The following is a 23,038-nucleotide window of genomic DNA, read 5'->3' as shown; positions in this document are numbered from 1 at the left end:
AACAATACCCCGGCACCAGCTTCATTAGAAGCCGGCGCCGGGGCTTTTGTTCGCTCCGCTCTCGCAGCTTTGCAAGAGCAATTTTCAAGTCAACGCCAGAGCATCTTGATGTCGAGCGCGATCGACAGGACAGCGACGATCGCCAGAATGATGCACAAGAACTTTGGATCAAGCTCGACGTCGTCCCGGCGGTCTCGCGTGAGCAGCCAGTAGATCAGGAACGGGTTCATCCCAGGATCCCCGTCGCTCGCATCAGGATCAGGGCCATGGAAATCCCGAGGCCCAACATGAGGATCAGGATCCCGAGCCAGATGAAGAAGCTCTTGATCAGTTCCTTTAGATCTATTGCCATCACGCCTCTTCCTTGAATTTCGCTGTCCGTTGCCACTCACCGAGCGGGCCGCGAGGCGCCGTGGTGACCCTCTCATGGACGATCCCGCACCGCTTGCAGGTGCGGTAGGAGACCTGAGCCCAGGCACCATCCCTGTCCTCGAAGGCGGCGTCAGGCGTCCAGGCGAAGTCGTGGTTGCAACGCTCGATCGCGACATTGAGAGCCTCCAGCTCACGTCGGAGGTCAGTCCGGCGCCTATAGAGGTCTCTAATTTCCACCTGCTCAGCCATCAGGTCATCATCCCCAGACTGCGCATGTCATCGTGGAAATCCTGACACCAGTGAGCGAACCTCTTGATGTAGACCGCGAAGAATCTGCGAACCAGGTATGAGCGCACGACCGAGACGACCGTGAATGCCAACGTGATCCCCATGGACGCCCCCAGCTTTACCGGAGCGCCAAACAGCGGGAGGATCGCGAAGTTCACCGGAACGGAGGTGACGAAGCCGACCATGGCATTCGTGACGACCTCCACCATAGACATCACCCGGGATTGCTCCATCAGGCCGCCGCCCTGAGCTTCAGGGCTCCGCGCATGAGCGAAGCGATGTTCCGCTTCAGCTCATCCTGAGTCCCGTTGTTGTCGATCACGAAGTCGCACATCCAGGGCTCGATCGTCAGCGATGTGCGTGGCTCGCGATATTCCAGACGCTCGCATGCGTCGATCCAAATCGAGACGTCGAACACCCCAGCGTTCTTCAGCGCGTGAAATTCACGGGCGTTGCGGTTGCCGACATAGAGGTCGTATTCGTTGAAGATCGCGCGCCCCAGCGTGGTGAGGTCTGCCTTGTTGGACTCGGCGATTAGATCGAACCACGTCGACCGATGGTTCGCCCTGTCGTCGTAGCATTCCTGCACCGATGCGTACTTGCCTGGGAACTTCTCCTTGAACCACGGGGATACGACCCGCTCGGCCATGAACCAGCTCGACGACACGAACGTCGCGCCGAAATCGTCACGCAGGATCTCGGCTGCGGTGTCCTTGCCATGCCGGCCGTGGCCGACAACCATCATACGATACGGGAAATTCATCTGATCAACTCTCTCCATTTGCATTCGCGCAAATCTCTAGGCGGCAAAAGTCGCCGGCATGCGGATGACAGGCTTCTCCGGACGCCACTTGCCCTTCTGCAGCGTGATCAGAGCGCGCTTGCCGTCCTGGTATTGGACGACGTGCGAGACAGCCCAGCCGGAAGGCCCCTTGTTGTAGCCGTGCCGCAGGTTCATCGCGCCGGCCACGTACACGCCCTCGTTGATCTCGGGGCTGTGCTTGTCGCCGATGGTCATCTTGCGGCCCATGCGAGCGAAGCCAGCCACAGTGCCCTTGGCACCGTTCGCGCCGCGGAAGCCGTGGTTTCCGACCTCGATGCCGTCGATCAGCTTGCTGTAGCCGTCGTGGCACCACTCGATCTTGTCGCCGATCTGCGGGAATTTCTGACGGATCGCATATTCGAGCAAAGAGAAGCGCGGAATCGGCAGGCCGTTGTCGATTGCGCGGGATCGCTCTTCGACATGCGCCATGTAGGCGTCTTCGAGTTGCAGGCCGAAGCGCAGGTTGGTGCCGTGCCCGCGATAGCGAGCCTCTCGGACGTACTTCTCCAGCGCGATGTCGTGGTTACCCTCGGCAACGATGCCCTGGCTGTCGTCACCGATCGTGCGGTGCAGGAAGTCGCCACACTGGTCGACCTCATCCTCCACCTTGTCACGGCCCCGGAATGCCATCTCGTAATGATACGCGACGTCGTGGACGTGGTGATGGTTGCCCGGCTCGTTGTCGAAGATGTCGTGGTAGATCCGGTACTGCGGATTGAGCACGTCGGTCAGGCTGTTGCGATACCGAGCGACGTTGCCGCGCATGTCCCAGCCGAAGGTCGCCATGGTGTTGGCGGCGTCGAGCTTGCGGACGTGGATGTCGGCATAGGTGATCGCCCGAGCACGGTGCCCGGTCGTGACCTCGCCATCCGCCACATGGGCGTCGAGGTCATAGAACGAACCGTCCTCGTTCGCCGTGATCTGCCGGCAGAAGACGTCGCCGTCGCCGTCGAACTGGACCACGGTTGCGCCGATGACCTGATGGAAGATGGACTTCACGCCCGCCTTGCGCGGGATCACCTTCGGCCTGGTCACCGCGCCGGTCGTCATGACCTGGTGCGCCTGGATGTTCGGATCGGTGGACGGAACGCTCTTCAGCTGGCGCTTGGCGTGCGGGAACACGGCCCAGCGGCCTCGGCTATAGGTCACGAGATCCGAGATCGGCTGCGACGCGGTCGGCAGCGTGTTCATCTCACCGCAGAACATGAAGTTGTCGCCGATCTTCATCTGGCCGAAGCACAGATACTCAGTCAGCTCGCTCGAGTACGCGCGGGCGGTCGGGTTGTTCTCGGCCCACCACTGGGTCTCGTAGGTCCAGGGACCGACAACGATCTCGGCGTGGATATGCGCCGCATAGACCAGAAGGTTGGCCCAGAACTCCTCATGCAGCAGCGCATCGTTCTGCGCGCCCGTGAAGATGAAGTTCCGGTTGCGGGAGTCCTTGATGGGAGCGACACGCAGGGTGTCGGTCATCCAGGTTCGCGGAGTCCCCTCCTTGGTCAGGTAGCCGCGCAGATTGCGGTCGTACTTTCGGACCATGTAGGAGTCGATGATGATGGCGTCGGGATTGACGACGGGATAGCGGGATCTGGTGATGAGGCTGGTCACCTCCATCGACAGATCCTGGGCACGCATATGCGCGTGATCCTTGGCAGACAGTTCCTCGCCAGCCTCGTCCGAGCCGCGGGTCACGGTGGCGGCGGGCTGCGGCGCAACGTAGAGAGACCAGTCGACGGAGAAATGCGGCTTACGCTTCCGCTTCAAAGCCTCTTCGGAGCGAACCCAGTTCGGATAGTTGATGCCTTCGCGGCGCTCTGCGGTCTTCGTGGCAGAAGCCAGTCCACCGCGCGATCCCTGAGGGTGATAGCCGAGCCGCAGCAGGTCTTCGACGACCTTCTTCCTGCGCGCACGCTCTTCGTTCGAAAGTATCATGGAACCCCAATTCGGAGGGAATATCTGTGGATTTGCACTAGCACATCATTTGCATTCATGCAAATTTCAGTTGACAAACGGCCCACTTGGATGCGATGGCCGGGCGATGTTTTGGATCTTCGCTCTGATTATTGGCGCGCTTTTTGCGATCCTGGCGGGCTACCTCCTCATCCAGGGAACAGCGGCCCTTCTCTTCATCGTTTGGGTGCTGTCAAAGCCAATCGCGTATTTGGGAGGGAAGCTGCTCTCGCCTGTAGCGAACAATGCTTCAGGGAAAATTGAAGGGTTTGCAGCTTGGCTAGACGAGAAGATCTTTGGCATCTCCCGGGAGATCGAAATCGTCTCAGGGCCTCTGACCGAGGAATTTAAGGCCAACTCCCCAAAGCTTGCCCGGGACATCTGGCACGACGGGCGCCGGCTTTACTTCGAAGTTGAGGACCGCTCGTACTCGGTCAGGATGGATCTGGAGGGCGCACGGAAGCGGAAGAATGAGCTTTTGGCGCAATGCGGACCACCAGTAACGAAGGAAAGTGGAACCTGAATGGCTGATTTATACGCAATCATGAAGGGCAAAGTTCATCCGCTGGCGAGGATCGTCGTCAATAGCTCGGACGAACAGAAGAACGGCGGCGACCTGTTCGCGACACTCATGTCCGACAGCGACCACCCCCGGCAGCAGCACTTTCTGCGGCTGCTTCCTTCCTACCTCCCTGCGGAGGGGCATCGTCAAATCCTACTGGACGGCCTCGCACGCGAGTATGCTGGCGTAGCGGACTGGATGGCGTATGTTGACTTAGAAGGCGAATGAAAGGGGAGAACGGTGCCTAGCGAAGACGAGCTGAAGCAGGCTGCGGCTGAGCTGGAGGAGAAGATCAGACTCAACCCTAACCTGGATCTTCCTCCTGATGCTGAGGGATTGACGATAGCTCAGATCAATGAGTGGATCGGAAAGATTACGCGAGGAGAGGTGCCAGAGCGAGGCCACCAAGGCCCTCCGTAGACATCTATCGGGCACAAAAAAAGAGGCCCCAGCCAGCCACTGAGGACTGCGCTGGGGCCAAGTACCGGGTTCTTAGGTGCCCGGTTTAAAATTCAGGAACTTCATGATCCTATCGACCATGACATCGGGCAGCTTCATCACCTGATCGGAGATGTCGTCCATCCGGGCAGTCAGGCGACTCTCGATAGCCTGCACAGTCTCCCAGGATGCGTACTCTTCGGCGACCTTCAGCTTGAAAGCCGCAAGATCTCGCTCGTTCTGGAGGGCCTTCTTGGCCGCCTCGTCGATCTTCCCGTCCACGCGCCACCAGACGCCAAGGATGAGGCCAACGGCAGCGATGAAGGGGCCGGCAACGCTGACGATGCCTTCCATGGTGATAGCGTCAACCGGAGGGGGCGGCGCGACCATTATCGTGTTCCAATCTGTAGAGCATCGATCTCGGCCAGGCATTGAGCCACGCCGTCGATGCGGTTGTTTGCGGTGATGAGGGCAGCTCGGTAGCGAGCGATGACGGCAACCTTGTCCATGCCAGGAGCGATCGGCGGCAGCGCCACCTTGTGAGCGACCTTTTCGCACTCGGCCAGGGAGGGTGGAATGGCGCCGAAGTTATCGCTAACGGATGTCAGACAGCCACCCAGACTCAGCGGGAGTGAGGCGAGCGCCGCTGCGCGCAGGATGTTTCGCAGGTGCATGGGTCCTGACCTTGGGTTTGGTGACTTGGGCTGGCTTGACCGGCTCAGGCGCAGAGACGTCTGCGGGCGCAGTCTCGGGGCAGACCGGAACGGCACGTGGCCGGGCCTGCTCAGCGGCGAGCTGCAGTTTGATGACGCCGAGATCCCTGCGCAGTGACTCGATCGTGCCGCGCTGACTGGCGACGCCGATGGCATGCGCGGATCCAAGCGCCACGAGGGCGGCAATGGCGACGAGGCCGATCTTGCCTTCCTTGGAGGCGAGGAAGTCCAGGACAGCTTTCGCCTTCTCCCGGACCGTGGGGACGAGCCCCACGATCTTCTCGATGATGGACATGGTTACCTGTTGAGGTTCTGGCCGGTCTGGTGGTCCTTCAGACGGGCCTCGATGACATCGCCGTAGCAGCGCCACAGCACGAACCCGACGACGATTGCACCGACCCACCAGTACGGCAGGAGACCGACGATCACGTCGTGGGCTGAGTCCAAGATGCCCTTGGCTGCCTGCACCTGGCTGACCACGTCCTTCGCTTTATCGAGGACACCGGACATGTTGGCGCCTCCGATTGCGCCGGTACCGACGATGACCTTGGTCAGCGTGGAGCCCTTCCGAGCGGCCTGGATGGTCTTGGAGCCGGAGGCTGCCAGATCATCGGCCGTGGCGTTTGCGCGCTCAGGCGAGGCCGGGCGGGGCACTATGGCCTTGTCCAGCGCTTCCGTGGTCTCGGCATTCGGGTGACCGGTGATCTTGAGGCCCTCACGCTTCTGGAACGCCGCGCAGGCGCCTGTGGTGAGGTCTCCCCAGTCACCGTCGACCTTGCCGACGTTGTAATTCAAGCCCTTCAGCTTCTGCTGGTAGACCAGCGTGATCGACTTGCCGGGCTTGGCCTCGTAGTCGCCGCTCGCCAGGCGCCGCGCCCAGGCGGTGTCGGCAGCTTGCATGCGGGTGTCGTAGTGGTTCTGAGCATATCCGGAACCGTTGTAGCCACGGGCGAAGCTGGTGAAGTCCTTCGCGACCAGAAACCGGTCGAGCTTCGCGTGCCGGATCTCGCGGCAGAGCGCGTCGACTTGCTCGGCGACACCCTTCGACAGCTCGGCGACCATCGCCGTGGCGCTCTCGTATTTGAGGCCCTCGGCGTTGAAGCCCATGGTCTGGCCGAGGCCCCAGGATGCCGCCCGGTTGGCGACCTCCTCGTCGATCTGACGAGCCCTGGCGATCAGCGACAGGCGGCTGGCCGACTTGCCCTGATCCTTGTACTGGGTCTTCGGCGACCACTTCGCGATCGCGAGGCCGGCGGCGATCGCCGACTTCAGCTTGCTCGGCTGATGCGACTGCATCTCCGAATAGAACTTGTGGCGCTCGAACAGCAGCGTCGGGGTGTGGTTGTCCTCCTCGAAGGGCTTCCCGGAGGTCTCGCACTCGACGACGGCCAGCAGCGAAGATGCGGGCCAGCCGTGCGCGTTCGCCGCCGCCACGATGGCGTCGATGATCTCTTGACTGAACATTTGATGCTTTCGGTTAGAATGGGCCGTTGAAGGTGCCGTCAGGAATGACCGATCCCATCGGCTCGCCCGGGAGCGGTTTCAGGAACTCATCGTCAGCGCGGTCGCTGTAGTCGACGCCGTCTCCGGGCGCTCGGCACTGCAGGTTAGAGCGGATGCCGGTGCTCTTGATGTATGTGTGGGTAGCCTTCTCAACGACGTAGGAGCCGTTGATGCCGTCCCGCATATTGGTCACTAGGATCGTCTGCGCGTCTCGGATCCACGGGTCGCCTTTGGCAAGATCGAAGATCGCCTCGACGGACGCACGCTTGATCGCGCCAGCCTTGGCCGCAGCGGCAGCCTCAGCCTCCATCTGCGAGTTGAAGATCTGGCCGATGGTGAAGGGATCGCCATCGCCTCCAGGCAGAGCGGACGAGATCCATTTTCGGATGTGATTGTCCTTGTCCCAGTAGGCGGCCTTGACCTCGGAGGCTTCATTGCGACCCGAGTAGCGGACGCGCCACGTTCCGAAGTGCTCCGGATGGAGCACCAGCGTCGGCAATGCGACGCCGCTGACGCTCTCGGTCGAGTCGCGGGGGACGAAGACCAGATTGCCGTCAGCCACCTTGCCGATGGCGCCGAACATGCGCTCCAGCTCGTGGATCATGTGCAGGTTGCTGACCTGCTGGTTCTTGAACGGAATTTGCCGGCCAGCGAGGTCGCTCGGAATCGACAGCTGAAGTCCGGATTGTGAGGCCATTTCGCCGAGGATGTCGCCAACGGTCTTGTTGCTGAAATTGGCGATCTGCGGGGCCTTCTTAATGTCGTTGAAGCCGGTCGACGTGCCGGTGAGCTGGATGCTCCGCGGCATACCCTCGAAGATGACGTCGTCGATCGTATAGGTTCCGAGATAAGCGAGGCCGATTTCCTTGTAGCCGAGCCAGACCTGGATCATCTCGCCGCCGAATGGTCTGGCAATGCGCCAGTCACGGTCATCGACTGCGATCTCGCATCGGTCGCCCTCGCCCCCGCCGGACGTCAGCTCGACCTTGATCTTGGTGGTCCGATCGTTGAAGTGATCGGTAATATCGACCCCGCCTTTATAGATGCGGTAGATCGGGGTGTAGCCAGTGGGCACGCGCACCTCCAAAACGCAAAAGGCCACCCCGAGGGGCGGCCTATGCGCGAAAGCGTATAATTGGGCGCTATACGCGACTGCGTATGCGTCAGGTCCAAAGAAAGAGCTGCGGAAGGACAGGCACCTCGGTAACCCTCACCGGAGGCTCCGGGAGGTTGATGCTGATGCCCATCGGCAGAACGATGCCATGAAGCTCGATGCCGTCGTTCTGCTCGATGACCCACTCCACGAGCCGGTTGCTGGTCGAGCCGTATCGAGCGTAGACGACACGGTCGAGCCGGTCGAACATCTTGGTCACGTAAATCGACATCAGGTGGCCCAGAAATCTTGAACTGCTGCGGTGTTCAGGTCGTCGCCGTACCGCGACAGCTCCAGCTGGAAGTCGATCTTGTGCGCGATACCGACAGCACCGATCTTGGACTCCACTGTGCGGAGCCGCTTGATGACGAAGTTGCCGAGGTTCTCGCTGCCATAGGACAGTGAGCCGCCCGGCTGCGTCAGCGGATAGAAGCGCGCCAGGATGTGCGGCTTGCCGGACCGGCCAGCCTGATCAAGCAGCTTGATGGTTGAGAGACCGCCGAAGTGATACGGGTACATCCGGCCTTCGACAACGAACTGCTCTTCTCCAGGACCTGTGAACTGCATCGCAGGATCGCGCGACAGGCGGTCGTTCGAGACCCAGGTGTATTGGCGATCGCGCTGCAGCTGCTCGAAACCAGGGGTGTCGTTGTTCGGCAGCGGGACGTAGAAAAGGATCACGTTTTCGCTCGCAGTAGGTTCGAGCGAACCCAAACCCATGAGCACAGAAGCCATGGAATCCTCTCAAAATGAAAAGGCCCCGCCGGATGGCGAGGCCTCTATCGGTGGAAGTTGTGTCCCGGCCCCGTGGGGCCAGGTGCGTTAGGTGTATTCGGACTCGCTGTCGTGAGCGCGATAGTTCATCGACTCGTCGATGCGGCGCTGCACCAGCAGCGCGAGAGCCTCCGGATCATGCGAGCCACCATTGATGTGGATCGCGACCTGGCCACCTCCGCCCATGCGAACATCTCCTGCACCAGCACCGGGAGTTGCCGGCATCGGCACCTTGCTCGTTGCATCAGCAGGAGCAGGAACCTTGGAGGTCTCGCCTGCGATGCCCTTCTCGATCATCTGGCGATAATTGCGAGAGCGCTGGTTGCCGAGCCATTCAGTGAACTCGTTGCCGCCGTAGTTCACGGTCGGCAGCGCGGGCAATCCTTTACGACGCCGCGTGACGGTGCCGTTCGGATCTGTCGGCAGCCCCTGGTCGGTGAAGCCACCGATCTTGTGACTGCCTTCGAGCGCCTGCTGCGTGTAACGATCGAACTTCGCGAACAGCTTCGGATCGTTCTGAAGCTTCCGGATTGCCCCCGGCAGTTCGTGCCGCTTGATCGGCCCGTAGAACTGGAACTTCGTGTTCGGGAGACCGTCCTGGCCTGCACCGAGGCCGTGACGGAGCGATTGCCCCGTCATGTCCATGCGATTCATCAGAGCCTCAACCGTTCCGCCGCCACTCGCGCCTTCGGTCATCTGCATGGCCGCGAGGTGCATCCTTAGGGTCGGATCGTTCTTCAGCTCTTGGGCAAACCGAGCACGACGGGCTTTCAGGAACTCAGAACCAGCCAGACCAGCTCCGACACCATCGTTTGCCGATGAACCTCCCCCGCCGCTAAAGCTTGGGACGTTGCTCGGGCTGATGATGCGTCCGTTAGAGCCATTTCGAATGAGTCCGCCGCCACGATGCAATATCGAGCCGCTGGAGCTGACACCGAAGTCAGGCAGTGCGCCACCCGGCGTGCTGTTGAAAAGCGCGGTGGGACCGCTACCCGAACCAAGGGCCGCGATACGGCCGCCGGAGCCGCCGCCTCCGAACGAGGATGCGATGGCACTGCCAGTGGAGCTGATGCCGCCGCCGATGAAAGCGGCTCTCTCGACGTTGCCGCCGAGCTTCTTCAGCTGATCCGTCAGCTCATCGACTTCGCTGGTGCGACGACGACCGGAGAACTCAGTCGGGCCGCTGTAGCTCGACCGCTTCAGTAGCTCCAGGCGCTTGAGATACTCCTCGGTGCTCTCCCCGGACTTCATCGCCGGAGGCGGCATCCAGCCCTTACCCTTGAACTTGTCGCTCTTGGGCTGCCCCCTGCTCTTGCCTGCTTCCTTCTGGAGAGCATCCATATCCTCGGCGCTGTTGTCAGCACGGCCGTCGCCCATCATGAGACCGCCGAGCATGCCGCCAGTGAGGCCGCCAACTCCGAGCTTGGCAAGCAGCGCCAAGACGCTCTTGCTGATCACGCCCTTGCCGACGCCCTTGAGGGCAGCGCCGATGGCAACGATACCGACGACAAGCGACGAGAATACGCTCATGACCGGAGCGAGCATCGTCAGCGCGACCACTAGTGCGGTGATCCGGCCCGCAAACTTGCCGATCACCTCGGGATCAGACGAGTTCTCTCCGAAGATCGTGATGATCGCCTTGCCGGCAGAGCTAATCGCCGAAACGATTGAGGTAATGCCCTCGGCCAAGCCTTTGCCGAACTTGCCGATGTTCTCGGCACTCCAGCCGCTCTGGCTGCCGGGCTTCCCAAAGACCTGATCCAGGAGATCTCGGAGGGTTGCTCCATTCTTCCCGGTGAAGCCTTCGATCAGACCATTGATGAACGCCCTCAGGCGCTCCTTCAGGCCGCCGGTCTTCAGCGACTCGTACATGTCGCCGGCCCAGACGCTGATCTGCTCAATGAACGGCTTCAGCGTGTCGCCGATCTCTGCCTTCAGAACCTTCCAGACCGCGCCGAGGCGGTCCATCATGTTCTCAAGACCCTTCTGGTAATCTGCCCAGGCCCGAGTGATCCCGTTGTTCTCTGGGCTCTCGGCTGCCGCCCTGCGGGCGATCTTCAGGTTCTCCCACATGTTGCCCGGCGCATCGATCATGTTCTTGATGATCGGGCCGAACTCTGAGCCGAAGAAGGCATGCAGCGCCTGGCTGCGCTTTTCGAGATCCTTGATGTTGCGGAAGGACTCGATGATCTTGAACAAGCCCTCGTCGGGGTCGTTCTTGAGCATCGCTCGCATGTTGCCGAGCGATCCGAAGCCAAGTCTACTCGGGATCGACATGAAGAGGCGATCCTCTTCAGTACGATGACCCTTGCTGTTGATCATCTTTCGCTTCATCTCCAGCTCGGAGAACTGCTCGCCGAGATGGGACAGGAAGCGCGAGGCCTGACGAGCCTGAGCGCCGGCCAGGATTGCGGAGTTGCCGAACGCCATGGTGCCGACGTCGGACATGCCGACCGATGCACCAGCACCGAGACCAGATCGCAGGAACGACAGGGTTTCGGCGGGGTCGGTCGCGGTCTCCGCCGCCAGGGTGGATGCGATGTTGAACTTGCGGGTCAGGCCACTGATGTCGTTGCCCTGCATACGTCCGGAGCCGATCTCCTGGGCAACCGCACGACCGATGGCCGTCATCATCTCGCTGGGATCGATGCCGAACCGCTTCGCTGTCTTGAACGACATCTCTGCGGCAACCTTGGACAGGGCCTCGGGGACGCCGGCCTTTGCCGCCTCGACCGCGCCGCCCATCAGTGTGCCAGGGTCGATACCCATTTTCACGGCGGTGGGGAGAGCCCAGTTGTCACGGAGATCACGGGCATTGAGCTTGGACTGGTCCATGTTCATGCGCGCGGAGGTCTCTGCGGCGTCGACGTCAACACCTGCGCGTACCGCGGACCTGGTACCCATGGCGAGGCCGGCGGCAGATAGCGCTCCGCCGATTCCGATCGTACGGCCAGCGCGAGCCAGCTGACCAGGAGCTTCCCGGAAGCGATTGAACCCACGCCTCAGGCCGCGGCGGACGCGAGCCCGCTCTTCCAGCACCTGCTTCTCGGCGCGAGCCCTCTCACGGGCGGATCGCCTCTCTTCACGCTCAAGCTTTTCGAGGAACTGCTTGTTCTGCCGGATCTTTCGATCCAGATTCTTCTTTTCCTCGGCTGAAGCTCGATCGTCTGCCTGCTTCTTCCTCTTGGCAGCCAGCTCGTCTCGGCGCTGCTTTGCCAGCTCCAACCGGTTAAGAGCCTGATGGTGTCGCGAGACGGAGCGCTGATGCCGCTCGTGCTCCTGCATGTAGATGTATCGGAAGGCACGGGCATACCCGATTTGATCGCGGAGCTGACGCGCCATCTCGACGCGCTTCTTGCCGGTCGACTTCTGAAAAGCGCTGACCGAGTTGTTGATATCGTTAGTGATCTTGGTCCAGACCGTGGTGTTCATCCGGCCGACCATTCTCTGCTCGCGACCCCAACGCTTCTGCTCGTCGGTCAGGCGGTTGAAGCTCTTCTCGGTGACACCGAGTGCCTTCTGCGCTTTGGTCTGGATCTCGGGGTCGATGATGGACCCCTTGATCGGGGCGGCAGCGAAACTCTTCTTGAGCTGAGTCTCGAGCTGCTTGATCTGGGTGAGGAGCCGTTTGATATTGGCTGAGGCCTGGTCTTCGGCCGTAAGCCTGGCCCTGATGTCGAGAGTTTCGTCGGCCATCACCGCTCCTGAAAATGGAAAGGGTGACCCGGGGTTAACGCCCCCGGGCCTTTTGCGCTGCTTCCATCGCTTCCTGATCGCGCTTGTTCAGGAACTGAACGCCATCGGCGATTAGGAGGAAGTCGTCCCATTCGAGCGCCTCGACGGCGTCAAGCGTCCAGCCGAAGCGCTCGAAGATTGGGAACGAGTCCTCGATTATTCGTCCGATCCGTTCAGCATGGGCTTCAAAAAACCCTCGAACCACGCCTTCATCGGGCCGAAGTCTTCGATGTCGATCTCGGCGATGATCTTCTCATCGACCTCGCACAAGTCGGCGAGCGCCTTCTCGAAGGCCGCGACGCTGTCGCGATCGACGTTCTTCACGAAATTGCGGAGGTCGCGCACCTTCGGCCGGCGGGCCTTGAACTCGATGTAGTTCGCGCCGCGATACTCGAAGGGCTGGGTGAGGTTGAAGACTTTCTGGGTCATTGGTTTGCACACCTATGTGACTGGAAAAGAAAACGGCCCCGCCGGATGGCGAGGCCTGGAGTTCGGGAGATCAGGGCTTAGTAGGTGAAGCCAAGGATCTGCCGGGCATTGGCGGTCTTGTCGACGCCGCCGATGTTCGTGATCTTGTTGAAGACGTCGATCTCGGTGACGAGACTGTTGTCGATATAATGCGCGTAGTAGTTCGCACACAGATTGACGGTCATCTCGACCTTCTTGCCGGGCGTCGCTTTGCCGGGCTTGATCGACTTGATGAGTGAGCGGGTCTCGATGATGACGCCCTTCTCGGCGCCGGCCGCGGACAGCATGTAGCCGCGGAAGGTGACCGGAACATCGAGCGAACCGGGGCCGTAACCGAGGTTCTGCCAGATCTGCTCGTCCCAGGTGTGGAGCTGGAAGTCGAACTCGATCTTCTCGATGCCCATCGGGATCTCGACCGTGCCGTCCATACCGCCACCGCGGAACTGCTCGACCTCGATGTTGATCTCGGGCGGCTGGAACTCGGGCGACTCGCCGATCTTGCCGATATCCTGGATCCAGACCGTGAAGTCCTGGAGAATGTTGGAGTCGCGAAGGTTGTTGTTTGCCATTTAGCTCTCCGGCCATGCCAGAGCCGCCCGGCCCAGAAGGACCGAGCGGCTCGTGAATAGCTCTTGGTGTTGTGGTTGTTGCGGAGACGAAGCAGCGCTTAGCCGTTCGCAACCTGCCGAGCGAACTCCTCGATGAAGTTCGTGTAGTAGTTCGGGTTGCGGCGGGCGCGGAACTGCAGGTGCTCCAAGCAGGCCGGCGGCTCCAGATCGAAGTCCACCGTCAGCTCGCCGTTGGCGAAGGTCGCCGGGGTGTTGATGGACTGGTCGATCCAGCACTTTCCGCCGATCAGCGCGCCGCGCGAGCGGAGCAGTCGGAGGTAGGCGTTGACGTCGCCCTGGATGCCGGAGAGCAGCTGGTAGCTGAACGGCTTGTCGAGACGGACACGCTCGGCGCGCTCCAGGCTCTCGTAAACCATGTCCGCGGTGCGTCGGACCGACAGCTGCGCCCAGAGCGGGTCGGTGCCGGTGTTGCGCAGGCCCCAGAACCGGAAGCCATCATCGTGGATGATGGTCGTGATCTGGTTGGAGTTGAGCATGTTGGCTTCGCTGTCGCGGTCGTTCGGCATGAAGTCGACCGGACGTGCGGGGCCTCCGATGTTCTGGATCAGCTCGTTCGAGAACGAGTACCAGAAGCCCTTCTCCTCATCGACGCGAGCCTGGATGCCGGCCGCGTAAGCCGAAGCAGGCTTCTGCACGTAGACCGAGTTCTCGGTGTCCCAGGACAGGACGCCCGGGTCGATGATCGAGATGCGCTGGCTACCGAAGTCGCCGCGGTACTCGACCGCATCCTCGTAGGAGGTGCCGGGGCCGTCGAGGAAGGCGACAGCGCGGAGGCGATCGACGATCGAGGCAAACGCCACGCCGACCGGATTGGCCACATGACCGAGCGTCGCGGTGACGGTGGCGCCTGCGCCGGCACCGGTCACGGTCACGGCCGGAACGTCCGTGTAGCCGTAGCCCGGGTCGGTGATGATGGCGCCGGTCAGCTTGCCGCCGACCACCTGGGGCACCGCCTTCGCCTGCCGGCCACCGGCCGGGGGAGCCTCGATGGTGATCGAGGTCGTGTTGAGCACGTAGCTCCCGCCCGTGTTGCCGATGACCAGGTTCTTGACGCCGTTGGTGGGGCGACCGGAAGTGAGGCCAGGAGCGCAGAGCAGCTTGGGGATGACCTGCAGCAGCGGACGTGCCTTGAGCAGCGACCAGATGCCGGTCTTTCCGGTCGGCGAGCCAACCGCGTTCGACCAGGTCTCTTCCATGCTCTGACCTTCGGCCACGCGGGTCACCACGATCACAGCCGACTTCTGGCTGTAGATGGCGTCCACGGCGTCGAGCAGGGTGCCATCGCTCTTGAGCTGGCCTGCCTTCAGGGCGTCGGCGAACACCGGGACCGGAGTGTTGAGCGGGAAGAGATCCGGATCGGCGTTCGGGGCGGTGCCAACCAAGCCGATCACGTTCGACTTGACGGTCTCAACCGGACCCGAGGGGCTGTCGAGTTCGATCGTCTCGATGCCGTGGAGATATTGAACAGTCACGTAGGGTTCTCCCAACAAAAAAGCCGCCCGGTCAGGGGCGGCTGCATGGAGTGATGGTGTGGTGGTCGCAGATCAGGTGATCAGCGGCCCTTCTTGGTTTTCGATGTATCGATCGACGGCTCTCGAAACGATCTCGAAGGTTTTCCGCATCCTGATGTCGAGCGTCAGCATGATCGCGTAGCGATCATCGGCGGAGCGGTTGAAGACGTTGTGATAGTGGGCGCTGTTGAAGCACCACGCCTCGCCTTGCGGATATGTCTTCTGGTGGATCTCCAAGCCGCCTGCTGCGAAATCTGCCAACTCGTAAGCCTGAGTCGGGATCACCTCGTAGCTGACGCGATCGCTTGAGACGATCGGGACATGCACGATCAGCTCGTACCAGTTCGGCCGTCTCTGGCCTGCTGGGACGACACCGGCGATCATCGACAACTCGGTGCCGTGTCGATGCCAGGTCAGGCTCTTTCCTGCCCCGAGGCGATTGAGACGAACGCGCTGCCCTTCACCACCAAGCTCGGTGACGACCTGCTTGATGTATGGGGAGCTGTCTGCGACCGGCGTCCAGGTGCTGTCCGTCCGGCCGGCATAGTTCTCCTCTGTCAGATCGTCGTGGATCGATCCGTGCGGTGCGACCAATGACAGGCCGTGCCAGCATTCCGCGATCTTTTCCTTGTGCCGGCTCTTGGATCGGAATGGAACGAACAGAGCTTGATCGATCTTCGACAGCTCCCACTGTAAGAGATCAGTGTCGAATTTCTTACAGAGGTTGAGGTGCGGGATCGCTTCCAGCTTCGACGCCAGATCAGCGAACTTCGACATTGAGGTCCTTTTTCAGTTTCGGACGCACGATGTCGCCGCTGAACCCAACCAGCCAGCGGCCGGTGAGGATGAACAGCGCCGCCCTGAAGAAGGCCAGGTTGTAGAAGAACTCGGCGTTGCAGCTATGCGTCCAGTTGTCTCCGCCCTGGTACATGCAGGCGCCCTGGCAGAGCTGCAGCACGGGGCAGCTTTGGCATTCAGGCCGCTTGCTCCAGTGCCGGGAGGTGTTGAGGGCAATCTTATCAAAGTCGCTGACGTGCCCGATCTTGTGGTTGCCGTTGGCTCCCACGTTCTGGCAGGTCATGACGTTGCCCTTCAGGTCGACTGCCAGATACTCCGGCATGTCCATCCCGCATTTCTGGAACAGCACCTCCGAGGAGCGCTCGTTCACCATGGAAGAGACCGCTTGCCTCAGCTTGTGGTGCAACATGCCCGACCTGATCGCAGAGCCGTCGACCAACTGATACGACAGCCGCTCGCTAAACTCGTTGAGCTGCTCTTCCGAGAAGATCGACGATGGGTCGCTGGCATAGCTGTGAACGACGCCCTCGAACCCGACATTGCAGCCAGGGAAGTAATCCTGGAACCAGTCGATGATAGCGTTGACGTCGTTGCTTGCCGGCGTCAACACCGCGTTGAACGAGAAGCGCGGATGGAATGTTCTCTGCGCATACTGGATCATCGCGAACTTGTGCGGATCCTCAAACGGGTCGTCGCCGCGGATGTGCTGGCCGGGACCATCGTGACTGATCGCAATCGAGAAATCCCAGGACTTCAGCTTATCGACGATCTCCCGCGTGAGCAGCTCGCCGTTGGTGATCATCGAGAAGCGCGCATTCGGAAACTTCTCGATCAGCGCAGGCGCCAGGATCTCGATATGTTTCCAGTAGAGCAACGGCTCTCCGCCCCAAAGCTCGACCTTCTCCATCCCTTGCGGATTTTCGATCCAGCTGTCGATGTTCGCCAGAAACTCGCTGGCATCGCGGGTCGATGACAGCGCCGCCTTTTGAACTTGGGCCGCCTGCAAACAGTAGAGGCAGGACTTTTGGCACCCGAGACCGAGCTGGATCTTCAGCTTCTTGACTTCCCGCACCTTTCGGCCAGGTTGATCGTAATCGACTGCGATGAATGGGCGAGCTTGCACAGGCTCGCTCTCAAGCATCGGGTTTCCCGTGAAGTCGACAGCCCGGAAGCCATCGTTGTCGAGCAGACGTGAGGTGTGCTGATCGTAGAACAGAGGCACGACCTCTCCGTCCTTACCCAGCAATTCCAGTCGGATCATTTTCCGCTTTCAAGGTATGCCGCCAGAGGCAGCGGGTCCGAGAACCGATAGATCGCCGTGTCGTCATCGAACGGCGACCACGAGACTCTCCGGTATTCCTCCGGCGGCAGCTTGCCGCCCGGGATGTCAACGATCTTCTCCCGCTGGTATTCGATCAGCATGCAGTTGGGATGGACCGAGATGTGTCGATCTTCCTTGCCGGCGAACATCCTGCACCAGAAGGCCGAGACCCCCTCGGACCAGAAGTATCCTATGCCCCAATTCACGAGATCGACCGCTGCATTGGACCAGACCGCACCATCCTGGCGAGGCAGAGCTGCGTCTGGATCCTCGATCACAGAGCGAATCGTGATGTTCGTGTCGTCAGCCCAGCGGATGAAGTTGACCCAGGAGACGAGCCTTCCAGCGTAGTCGAAGTATCCCCAGAAGTTTGTCATCCCGTGCCCGAAGCATTGGTCAACATGGTCCTTTGCCAAGCGGCGGAAATACGCCCTGACGGGAGCAGTTGGATCGTTGCACCAGGCGCCCATTCCGCTGCTGTGCTTATCGATGATGTCGCACATGTCGCCGAAGTCAGCTGGCGTCAGGAAACGGATCGTGGGCATGAGTGTCCTTTCAGCGCCAGAGCTTGGCGCCCATGACCGGCTCGATGACGGTTGCAGTCAGCGGCCGAGTGATCTCCAGCATCGTGGGTCCGCGGAACTGATGGTGAGACAGCTCGATCGCGCCCTCTGCGAGGTAGACGAAATTTCCGGGCTGCACCTCGAATGTGTCTCCGGCGTTCCCGGACACGAAAGCGCGCTGCCAGAAGATTGGGGTCTGGCTCTTTGGCGTAATGCAGTGGTATTCGCTGCCATCAGCCGTAGCCCTGAGCCTGTAATTGTCGATGCCACGGACGAACTGGGTCGCGCCGCTGCCGGCCGGCCGAGGGTCTGGGGCGTGATCGCCGCCGAGAGCCTCAAAGCCGCCTTTGGTGTAAACCGGAATGGTGTGCAGCGGCCTTGCGTCGTCCTTGCCTTCGAGCAGGTGAGCGATAGCCGGAGCGTCCGCAGCAGTCAGTCCGCGCGTCAACTCTGAAGGAGGACATATCCGCTCCTGGCCTGCGTCGGCCGTGAAGATCGTGATCGTGAAATTCTCGAAACGGAGTCGCCTGAACTGCATCGTCACACCTTGTGAGTTTCCAGAGGCAGGCCGACAGGGTCTTCCATCGGCTTGTCGATGCGATATGTGAACCTCCCCTCCGGCGAGGCCGGCGTTAGGTGCTTTCCCTCTCGCGCCAATTGGGCGAGGTATCGCGAGTGGAATGCTTGTGCTGGGAACTGCATGACGATTGCGCCACGCTGTTCCTCAGCTGAATGGTTGAGTGGAATGAAGACGAGAGACTTGATCAGGCTCCCGAGTGTGTCGTGCGAGAACTCGACGCGCGCCCAGCCGTCCGGACTGCAATCCAGGACGTTGTAGCTGAACGTTGCACTCAGGGCCTGATCCATATTGTCCTCATTTGCCGCAGGCGCCCGTGCAATCGCTTGCGCAGGCGCAATTCCATTCGTTGGTAGGCGACGTCCCGTAGAACGCCGACATGTGGAAGTTGTTGGAAGGGAACGTAAACGCCCCAGATGATCTGTAAGCGACGCGGCCAGCATAGTTGCTTCCGCTATGCCCCCATCCGAACACGGAACTGACGGTCGAGAATGAGACCTGACCTGAGGAGGGCACAGCCATTATGCGCCCTCCAAAGCTTCGATCTTGTCAGCCAGCACCTTCGTCACCTCGACGAGGAGAGCGATGGTCTGGATGTAATCGACGTTCTTGAACTCGTAGCCCGACTTGCTCTTGCCGTTCTCATCGCGATCGAACGGAGCCAGTGAAAGGGCCTCCGGAAGTGCTTCGACAACGTCTTGAGCAAGCAGACCCGCCTTGCGCCGATCCTGCGGAGGAGCGCCAACAAGCTTCGCCAGCTCGCTCTGGATGTAGGTGACACCCTTGAGCTTCCTGACTCTTTCGATCGGCTTGTCGATGACCTTGATGTCATCCTTCAGACGAATATCCGAGTAACCCCAGGTGACGTCCCCCGTAGCGATGATCGAGCCGCCGCCGACCGGAGTCGCGCCAACGCCAAGAGAGGTCCGGAAGTATCCGTTTCCGCTCGCGTCGACACCGAACCGCCAGTTTGCACCATCAGACCATCCACCGATGCGGATCCAGTTGTCGCCATCGAGGCTGACCTGGACAGCATAGGCCTGTCGGTGGAATGACATGATCGCAGCGCCCTGGTCGGGAGCGTAGACCCTGATAGCTCCATCCACCGCCGTGTTGAAACCGTACGTCGTCCCAGAATTGTGCTGGAAGATGTGAGTCCCAGTCCATGTCGGCGACATCGCGGTGTCGATCGGGATGCTGGCATCGGAGCGCATATAGCTTGTTGCGCTGCCAGCGCTGGCGTTGACGGTCGCCTTGCCGGTCGGCATTGCACCAACCAGGCCGAGGCTCGTCCTCGCAGCCGCCTTGTCCGGAAGGTCGCCGAGATTCTGGTCCTTCTGCAGCTTGCCGGCCACCGTGGTGGTCAGTGCGCCAACAATGCCTTCATCGGCCGTCAGCTTGTCGGCGATCTCCTTCAGCGTATCCAGGGTACCTGGGGCACCGTTGATCAGCGCGTCGAGAGCATTCTTCACGAAGGCAGTCGATGCAACCTTCTGCGTGTTGTCGCCAGCCAGTGCTGTCGGAACGGTCGGGCTGACCGTGAAGTTGACAGAGGCAGTATAGGTGCCGCCCTCATCCTTCTTGATGTAAAAGGATGGATCGAAGATCTGGGCGTTCGCCGCATACGTCGCGCACTGATCGCGAGCCGCGAGGGCGTCCAACTTCATCTGAGCGACCGCTGACTTGTCCTGCCCGGTCTGCGTTGCGTTTGCCGACGCCGTGTCGCGGTAGCCCTTGGCAGCATCTCGTGCCGCCTGAGCATCCGTCACAGCCTGTGCCGCTACCTGCGGGATCGCGCTTCCGACATAGATCACCCAGTCGCTGAATGGACCTGCATTGCCGAAGATCTGGATCGGCTGCAGAGTCAGCTGGCCGGCATCACGGTCCCATGCGAGCACTTTGCAGAACGCATAGTCGGTATTGTTCGCCTGTCGGGTGACCGTCACGAACGGGGACGGAGCGAACAGCTCCCTCTCCGCGGCGTCGGGGATTGCGAAGGTCTGCGACGTGGTGACGTTGAGCGTCACCGTGTTGTTGGCGTGGGCGAGCAGGAAGCCCTGCTCGGAAACCAGGGCGATCTTGTCGAGCGCTGGCGCCAGAACGAGATCGAGACGGTTGAGGGCGAGTCCCTCGACGTAGGCGGTCAGGCCACCGATGGCAGCAAGACCGTCCTCGTTCGAGTTGATTCGGCGGTCGAGGTCTTCGAAGCGCTGGTTCCAATACTCGGGGTCACCGAGATTATCCCTCGCCTTGACCCGGTAGAATTGATCGTACCTGCGCGCCATCTGGTTTAGACCTCTTCGTAGCCGATGACGGCATCACCGAGATCAGCGATGAGGCTTCCCTTGACGACCGCCTCGTGGGCCGGACGCGCCCAGACCTTAGGGGCGATCTCGACGGCACGAGAGAGCTTGAGGCGATAGCTCTTCGAAGGGTCGATCGGTAGCTTCGGGGCAGCAGCCGGAGAAACGACGGGCGTAGCAGCCGCCGGAGCGGCTGCGTTATCAGTGTCGGCCATAAAGTTGGTTCCTTACTTGGTATAGAACGACCGCTCGGCGACGTGGTACGTGACCTGTGGCGAGTTGGTCGTTCCGGTCTGCTCGATCGTGAACTGCGTGGTTCCGGCCGGCAGACTGAAGGTGTAGGTCTTCTCGTAGCGCTTCGCCTCCGCGTCCTTCAGCACCGTGACGGTGGTGTCGGGCGAGTACTCCGTCGAGCCGACCCGAACCGTCATCGCGTAGGTGTGCGGAGTCGGATCGAACATTTCGAGCAGGTTGACGAAGGTCACGTTGTGCGTGACGTTGGACAGCGCCGGCACGGTCATCGTCTTCGAGACATGCTTGAAAGCCGTCTTCGGCCGGGAGACGCTAACGCGAGAACCCGTCAGATGCAGGATCGGCATCATATCCCGGGTACCGACGAAGCGAGCCCTGAACTGAGCCAGAGGCGGAGCTACAGCGAGGACCCCCGCATTGTCGTGGATCAGCGGCTGCCATTCGCCGGTGCCGTTCGGTCGCATCTCGAAAACGAGTTCGCACGAACCGGGCACCCATTGCTCAGCGAGGATGTCGATGTCGCGGAAGCCGCCGTCGAGGTTGATCGGAGCGAACTCGATCGCAACCTGGGATGAGGCGAACTGAGCGCCATAGACCTGGATCATCATGTCCTTGGTCAGGTCGCCCATGTAGTAGATGCCGTCCGTCGAGTAGAAGAACGTTCCGTCCAGATAGGACTGACCGTTGGTCATGCCGATCTGGTGGTTCGCGTTCGAGATGAACACGAAAGCGTAGCGCTTGCCCTTCTGGAGGAAGGTCGGCTGGATCGGGCACAGGTTCCAACCTGTGACGATGTTCTGCTGCGCATAGACCGTCTTGAGCACGACCTTTTCGAGGTCGGGCTGGCCGGCGGTCACCTCGCACAGAGCGATGTGGATATCCTCGTTCGCAGCCTTCTGGGTGATGTAGAAACCCAGCTGAGTCGCGATGATGTCGTTCGAGACCAGGAAGGTCTGCGCAACCTGAGCACCGGTCACGGCGAGGTTCGTCGTGACCTCGTACATGTACGGCTCTTCCCAGGTGTCGAGCCAGTAATAGTCCGTGCGCCAGGCGACGGTACCGTCACCATTTCCGTGTGGGTCTCGGATCGTGGTGACCGTCGAATACTCGATCGTGTTGAAGTCGTAGAGATTCGAGATGTCGGACGGGTTCCCGGGGGTGCTCCAGGCGTTGCCATTGGTGCAGACCGTGTAGCTTCCGCCGTACCTGATGCGGGTGCGGGACATGTACCCGACCTTCATCGAATGCACCTGGTAGCCGTACTGCGCGATGCCGAGCGACTCGGTGTAATTGCCGGTCTGGATCTTCAGCACATTGCTGTACTTCGGCATCAGGTAGCCGCCGGCCAGCGCCGCGTTCGGGTCGTTCGCAGAGAACAGCGAGATCTCGAACTGGTTCTTGTTGGCATCGGCGAAACGGATGCCCTCCTCGACCCTGGCGTCGAAGCCCAACAGCTTGCTGTTGGTCATGTCCGACTTTGTCTGATCGAGGAAGAAGTCGGTGTCGAAGCCGGATGCATCGGCTGGATAGCGGAGGCTTTCCTTGACGCGGGCCAGATCGAGATAGACGCGGGACAGGTCCGAGGCGCTGCTCAGGCCGCTCATGCGGTTCGCCAGGTCGGCGAGGTCAGATGCCAGCGAGGTAACGCGCGGCTCGATGATCGAGCGGAACGCTTCGAGCAGGTCCGTGCGGATATCAAGCGCGTCCGTGGAGACGACCTGGTTCTGATCCTGAATGTCGATCGAGACGATCTGCGTGGTGTCCAGCAGAACGTTGGCGATCACCACATGGGTGGCCGGCACAGCCGCCGGGACAGGGTCGGCAGCCTCGGCGCCGGCCGTGAACACGATCTGGACATTGCGCGAGCGGGTCATGGCGACCGAGCGCGGCTCGACCGTTCCGGTGTCGACGTCCGTCAGGTAATCGCGCTGCTCGACGTCGGTCTCGACTTCCTGGCCATAAGCCGAGATCGTCACGATGCGTCGGGCGGCAGCTGCCACGTAGGTGGCGAGCGACTGGGTCAGGACCGATCGGAGCGCATAGACGGCGCCCGTGTCGTAGACGCGACCTGCGCCAACCGTGACCTCGATCTGCCCGGTCTTGGTGACCATCAGTCCGGAGTATTTCCGGGTCCTCGAAACTGCGTCGGAGACGATGTGGTCCATCGCCGTCTGGACGTATTCCTGGATGTTGTTGTGATCGGTCGCGGTCTGTTCCTGATAGTCGCGAAAGATGACTTGCTGGTCCATCTAAGGGCCTCTTGCTGCGAACGCGAAAAGGCCCACCGTCCCCGCGGACGATGGGC

26 protein-coding genes are annotated in these 23,038 nt (G+C 61.0%); 2 read left to right on the top strand and 24 right to left on the bottom strand.

Annotated features, from left to right (window positions below; translation table 11 throughout):
• Window positions 1-89 precede the first annotated feature (89 nt).
• Genes QX048_RS04585 through QX048_RS04560 form a run of 6 tightly spaced genes read right to left on the bottom strand, consistent with a single transcriptional unit; the run spans window position 90 to window position 3,415 of the window.
• Window positions 90-230 (bottom strand): hypothetical protein, encoded by a 141-nt coding sequence (locus QX048_RS04585; protein ID WP_316200874.1) that lies wholly within the window; start codon window positions 228-230, stop codon window positions 90-92.
• Entirely contained in the window at window positions 227-352 is a 126-nt protein-coding gene (locus QX048_RS04580) for a hypothetical protein (RefSeq protein ID WP_316200875.1), read from the bottom strand. The genes QX048_RS04585 and QX048_RS04580 overlap by 4 nt, the downstream gene beginning before the upstream one ends.
• Window positions 352-621, bottom strand: coding sequence for a hypothetical protein (locus QX048_RS04575; protein ID WP_316200876.1), 270 nt, complete (start codon window positions 619-621; stop codon window positions 352-354). Before QX048_RS04575 ends, QX048_RS04580 begins: the two co-directional genes overlap by 1 nt.
• Complete coding sequence (locus tag QX048_RS04570) at window positions 621-869, bottom strand: hypothetical protein (protein WP_316200877.1); 249 nt, start codon at window positions 867-869, stop codon at window positions 621-623. The genes QX048_RS04575 and QX048_RS04570 overlap by 1 nt, the downstream gene beginning before the upstream one ends.
• A 23-nt stretch (window positions 870-892) precedes the next feature.
• Window positions 893-1,423, bottom strand: a complete 531-nt coding sequence (locus QX048_RS04565) for a hypothetical protein (protein ID WP_316200878.1) — start codon at window positions 1,421-1,423, stop codon at window positions 893-895.
• A 36-nt stretch (window positions 1,424-1,459) separates the two neighbouring features.
• Window positions 1,460-3,415 (bottom strand): hypothetical protein, encoded by a 1,956-nt coding sequence (locus tag QX048_RS04560; RefSeq protein WP_316200879.1) that lies wholly within the window; start codon window positions 3,413-3,415, stop codon window positions 1,460-1,462.
• A 106-nt stretch (window positions 3,416-3,521) separates the two neighbouring features.
• On the opposite strand from QX048_RS04560, the gene QX048_RS04555 reads away from it, so the two are divergent.
• The gene (locus tag QX048_RS04555) at window positions 3,522-3,956 is read left to right on the top strand and encodes a hypothetical protein (protein WP_316200880.1); all 435 of its coding nucleotides are present in this window, start codon (window positions 3,522-3,524) and stop codon (window positions 3,954-3,956) included.
• The gene (locus tag QX048_RS04550; RefSeq protein ID WP_316200881.1) at window positions 3,957-4,223 is read left to right on the top strand and encodes a hypothetical protein; all 267 of its coding nucleotides are present in this window, start codon (window positions 3,957-3,959) and stop codon (window positions 4,221-4,223) included.
• A 264-nt stretch (window positions 4,224-4,487) separates the two neighbouring features.
• Here QX048_RS04550 and QX048_RS04545 read toward each other — a convergent pair whose 3' ends face one another.
• The 18 genes from QX048_RS04545 to QX048_RS04460 form a co-directional block, all read right to left on the bottom strand.
• Complete coding sequence (locus QX048_RS04545) at window positions 4,488-4,787, bottom strand: hypothetical protein (RefSeq protein ID WP_316200882.1); 300 nt, start codon at window positions 4,785-4,787, stop codon at window positions 4,488-4,490.
• 240 nt (window positions 4,788-5,027) lie between these two features.
• Entirely contained in the window at window positions 5,028-5,441 is a 414-nt protein-coding gene (locus tag QX048_RS04540; protein WP_316200883.1) for a hypothetical protein, read from the bottom strand.
• Between the two features lie 2 nt (window positions 5,442-5,443).
• Window positions 5,444-6,610, bottom strand: a complete 1,167-nt coding sequence (locus QX048_RS04535) for an N-acetylmuramidase domain-containing protein (RefSeq protein ID WP_316200884.1) — start codon at window positions 6,608-6,610, stop codon at window positions 5,444-5,446.
• Between the two features lie 13 nt (window positions 6,611-6,623).
• Window positions 6,624-7,724 carry a hypothetical protein gene (locus tag QX048_RS04530; protein ID WP_316200885.1) on the bottom strand — a complete coding sequence of 367 codons (1,101 nt, stop codon included), beginning with the start codon at window positions 7,722-7,724 and terminating at the stop codon, window positions 6,624-6,626.
• A gap of 88 nt (window positions 7,725-7,812) precedes the next feature.
• Window positions 7,813-8,034 carry a tail protein X gene (locus tag QX048_RS04525; RefSeq protein WP_316200886.1) on the bottom strand — a complete coding sequence of 74 codons (222 nt, stop codon included), beginning with the start codon at window positions 8,032-8,034 and terminating at the stop codon, window positions 7,813-7,815.
• Complete coding sequence (locus QX048_RS04520) at window positions 8,034-8,537, bottom strand: phage tail protein (protein ID WP_316200887.1); 504 nt, start codon at window positions 8,535-8,537, stop codon at window positions 8,034-8,036. Before QX048_RS04520 ends, QX048_RS04525 begins: the two co-directional genes overlap by 1 nt.
• A gap of 87 nt (window positions 8,538-8,624) precedes the next feature.
• Window positions 8,625-12,272 carry a hypothetical protein gene (locus QX048_RS04515; RefSeq protein WP_316200888.1) on the bottom strand — a complete coding sequence of 1,216 codons (3,648 nt, stop codon included), beginning with the start codon at window positions 12,270-12,272 and terminating at the stop codon, window positions 8,625-8,627.
• Window positions 12,273-12,467: 195 nt separating this feature from the next.
• Window positions 12,468-12,740: a phage tail assembly protein gene (locus QX048_RS04510; RefSeq protein WP_316200889.1), complete on the bottom strand. Its 273-nt coding sequence runs from the start codon at window positions 12,738-12,740 to the stop codon at window positions 12,468-12,470.
• A 77-nt stretch (window positions 12,741-12,817) separates the two neighbouring features.
• A complete protein-coding gene (locus QX048_RS04505; RefSeq protein ID WP_316200890.1) occupies window positions 12,818-13,348 on the bottom strand; it encodes a phage major tail tube protein in 531 nt (176 codons plus the stop codon).
• A 98-nt stretch (window positions 13,349-13,446) separates the two neighbouring features.
• On the bottom strand, window positions 13,447-14,880 hold the full coding sequence (locus QX048_RS04500) for a phage tail sheath subtilisin-like domain-containing protein (RefSeq protein ID WP_316200891.1): 1,434 nt from the start codon (window positions 14,878-14,880) through the stop codon (window positions 13,447-13,449).
• Window positions 14,881-14,952: 72 nt separating this feature from the next.
• Window positions 14,953-15,696: an aspartyl/asparaginyl beta-hydroxylase domain-containing protein gene (locus tag QX048_RS04495; RefSeq protein WP_316200892.1), complete on the bottom strand. Its 744-nt coding sequence runs from the start codon at window positions 15,694-15,696 to the stop codon at window positions 14,953-14,955.
• Window positions 15,680-16,978 carry a radical SAM/SPASM domain-containing protein gene (locus QX048_RS04490; protein WP_316200893.1) on the bottom strand — a complete coding sequence of 433 codons (1,299 nt, stop codon included), beginning with the start codon at window positions 16,976-16,978 and terminating at the stop codon, window positions 15,680-15,682. The genes QX048_RS04495 and QX048_RS04490 overlap by 17 nt, the downstream gene beginning before the upstream one ends.
• A complete protein-coding gene (locus QX048_RS04485) occupies window positions 16,975-17,583 on the bottom strand; it encodes a hypothetical protein (protein ID WP_316200894.1) in 609 nt (202 codons plus the stop codon). Before QX048_RS04485 ends, QX048_RS04490 begins: the two co-directional genes overlap by 4 nt.
• A 10-nt stretch (window positions 17,584-17,593) precedes the next feature.
• Window positions 17,594-18,145 carry a hypothetical protein gene (locus QX048_RS04480; protein WP_316200895.1) on the bottom strand — a complete coding sequence of 184 codons (552 nt, stop codon included), beginning with the start codon at window positions 18,143-18,145 and terminating at the stop codon, window positions 17,594-17,596.
• Entirely contained in the window at window positions 18,142-18,468 is a 327-nt protein-coding gene (locus tag QX048_RS04475; protein ID WP_316200896.1) for a hypothetical protein, read from the bottom strand. The genes QX048_RS04480 and QX048_RS04475 overlap by 4 nt, the downstream gene beginning before the upstream one ends.
• A gap of 231 nt (window positions 18,469-18,699) precedes the next feature.
• Window positions 18,700-20,463, bottom strand: a complete 1,764-nt coding sequence (locus tag QX048_RS04470; RefSeq protein WP_316200897.1) for a tail fiber domain-containing protein — start codon at window positions 20,461-20,463, stop codon at window positions 18,700-18,702.
• A 5-nt stretch (window positions 20,464-20,468) separates the two neighbouring features.
• Window positions 20,469-20,696 carry a hypothetical protein gene (locus tag QX048_RS04465; RefSeq protein ID WP_316200898.1) on the bottom strand — a complete coding sequence of 76 codons (228 nt, stop codon included), beginning with the start codon at window positions 20,694-20,696 and terminating at the stop codon, window positions 20,469-20,471.
• 12 nt (window positions 20,697-20,708) lie between these two features.
• Window positions 20,709-22,982 (bottom strand): hypothetical protein, encoded by a 2,274-nt coding sequence (locus QX048_RS04460; protein WP_316200899.1) that lies wholly within the window; start codon window positions 22,980-22,982, stop codon window positions 20,709-20,711.
• Window positions 22,983-23,038 lie beyond the last annotated feature (56 nt).

The sequence above is a fragment of the Bradyrhizobium sp. SZCCHNS30572 genome (assembly GCF_032484415.1).
Taxonomy (GTDB): Bacteria; Pseudomonadota; Alphaproteobacteria; order Rhizobiales; family Xanthobacteraceae; genus Bradyrhizobium.
Note: the sequence above shows the minus strand (reverse complement) of the source record. Positions and strands in the feature narration are given on the sequence as shown.

Bases quoted from the DNA above. Each gene is read 5' to 3' on its own strand.
- QX048_RS04585 (WP_316200874.1), bottom strand. From the start codon at position 230: ATGAACCCGTTCCTGATCTACTGGCTGCTCACGCGAGACCGCCGGGAC.
- QX048_RS04580 (WP_316200875.1), bottom strand. From the start codon at position 352: ATGGCAATAGATCTAAAGGAACTGATCAAGAGCTTCTTCATCTGGCTC.
- QX048_RS04575 (WP_316200876.1), bottom strand. From the start codon at position 621: ATGGCTGAGCAGGTGGAAATTAGAGACCTCTATAGGCGCCGGACTGAC.
- QX048_RS04570 (WP_316200877.1), bottom strand. From the start codon at position 869: ATGGTGGAGGTCGTCACGAATGCCATGGTCGGCTTCGTCACCTCCGTT.
- QX048_RS04565 (WP_316200878.1), bottom strand. From the start codon at position 1,423: ATGAATTTCCCGTATCGTATGATGGTTGTCGGCCACGGCCGGCATGGC.
- QX048_RS04560 (WP_316200879.1), bottom strand. From the start codon at position 3,415: ATGATACTTTCGAACGAAGAGCGTGCGCGCAGGAAGAAGGTCGTCGAA.
- QX048_RS04555 (WP_316200880.1), top strand. From the start codon at position 3,522: ATGTTTTGGATCTTCGCTCTGATTATTGGCGCGCTTTTTGCGATCCTG.
- QX048_RS04550 (WP_316200881.1), top strand. From the start codon at position 3,957: ATGGCTGATTTATACGCAATCATGAAGGGCAAAGTTCATCCGCTGGCG.
- QX048_RS04545 (WP_316200882.1), bottom strand. From the start codon at position 4,787: ATGGAAGGCATCGTCAGCGTTGCCGGCCCCTTCATCGCTGCCGTTGGC.
- QX048_RS04540 (WP_316200883.1), bottom strand. From the start codon at position 5,441: ATGTCCATCATCGAGAAGATCGTGGGGCTCGTCCCCACGGTCCGGGAG.
- QX048_RS04535 (WP_316200884.1), bottom strand. From the start codon at position 6,610: ATGTTCAGTCAAGAGATCATCGACGCCATCGTGGCGGCGGCGAACGCG.
- QX048_RS04525 (WP_316200886.1), bottom strand. From the start codon at position 8,034: ATGTCGATTTACGTGACCAAGATGTTCGACCGGCTCGACCGTGTCGTC.
- QX048_RS04520 (WP_316200887.1), bottom strand. From the start codon at position 8,537: ATGGCTTCTGTGCTCATGGGTTTGGGTTCGCTCGAACCTACTGCGAGC.
- QX048_RS04515 (WP_316200888.1), bottom strand. From the start codon at position 12,272: ATGGCCGACGAAACTCTCGACATCAGGGCCAGGCTTACGGCCGAAGAC.
- QX048_RS04510 (WP_316200889.1), bottom strand. From the start codon at position 12,740: ATGACCCAGAAAGTCTTCAACCTCACCCAGCCCTTCGAGTATCGCGGC.
- QX048_RS04505 (WP_316200890.1), bottom strand. From the start codon at position 13,348: ATGGCAAACAACAACCTTCGCGACTCCAACATTCTCCAGGACTTCACG.
- QX048_RS04495 (WP_316200892.1), bottom strand. From the start codon at position 15,696: ATGTCGAAGTTCGCTGATCTGGCGTCGAAGCTGGAAGCGATCCCGCAC.
- QX048_RS04490 (WP_316200893.1), bottom strand. From the start codon at position 16,978: ATGATCCGACTGGAATTGCTGGGTAAGGACGGAGAGGTCGTGCCTCTG.
- QX048_RS04485 (WP_316200894.1), bottom strand. From the start codon at position 17,583: ATGCCCACGATCCGTTTCCTGACGCCAGCTGACTTCGGCGACATGTGC.
- QX048_RS04475 (WP_316200896.1), bottom strand. From the start codon at position 18,468: ATGGATCAGGCCCTGAGTGCAACGTTCAGCTACAACGTCCTGGATTGC.
- QX048_RS04470 (WP_316200897.1), bottom strand. From the start codon at position 20,463: ATGGCGCGCAGGTACGATCAATTCTACCGGGTCAAGGCGAGGGATAAT.
- QX048_RS04465 (WP_316200898.1), bottom strand. From the start codon at position 20,696: ATGGCCGACACTGATAACGCAGCCGCTCCGGCGGCTGCTACGCCCGTC.
- QX048_RS04460 (WP_316200899.1), bottom strand. From the start codon at position 22,982: ATGGACCAGCAAGTCATCTTTCGCGACTATCAGGAACAGACCGCGACC.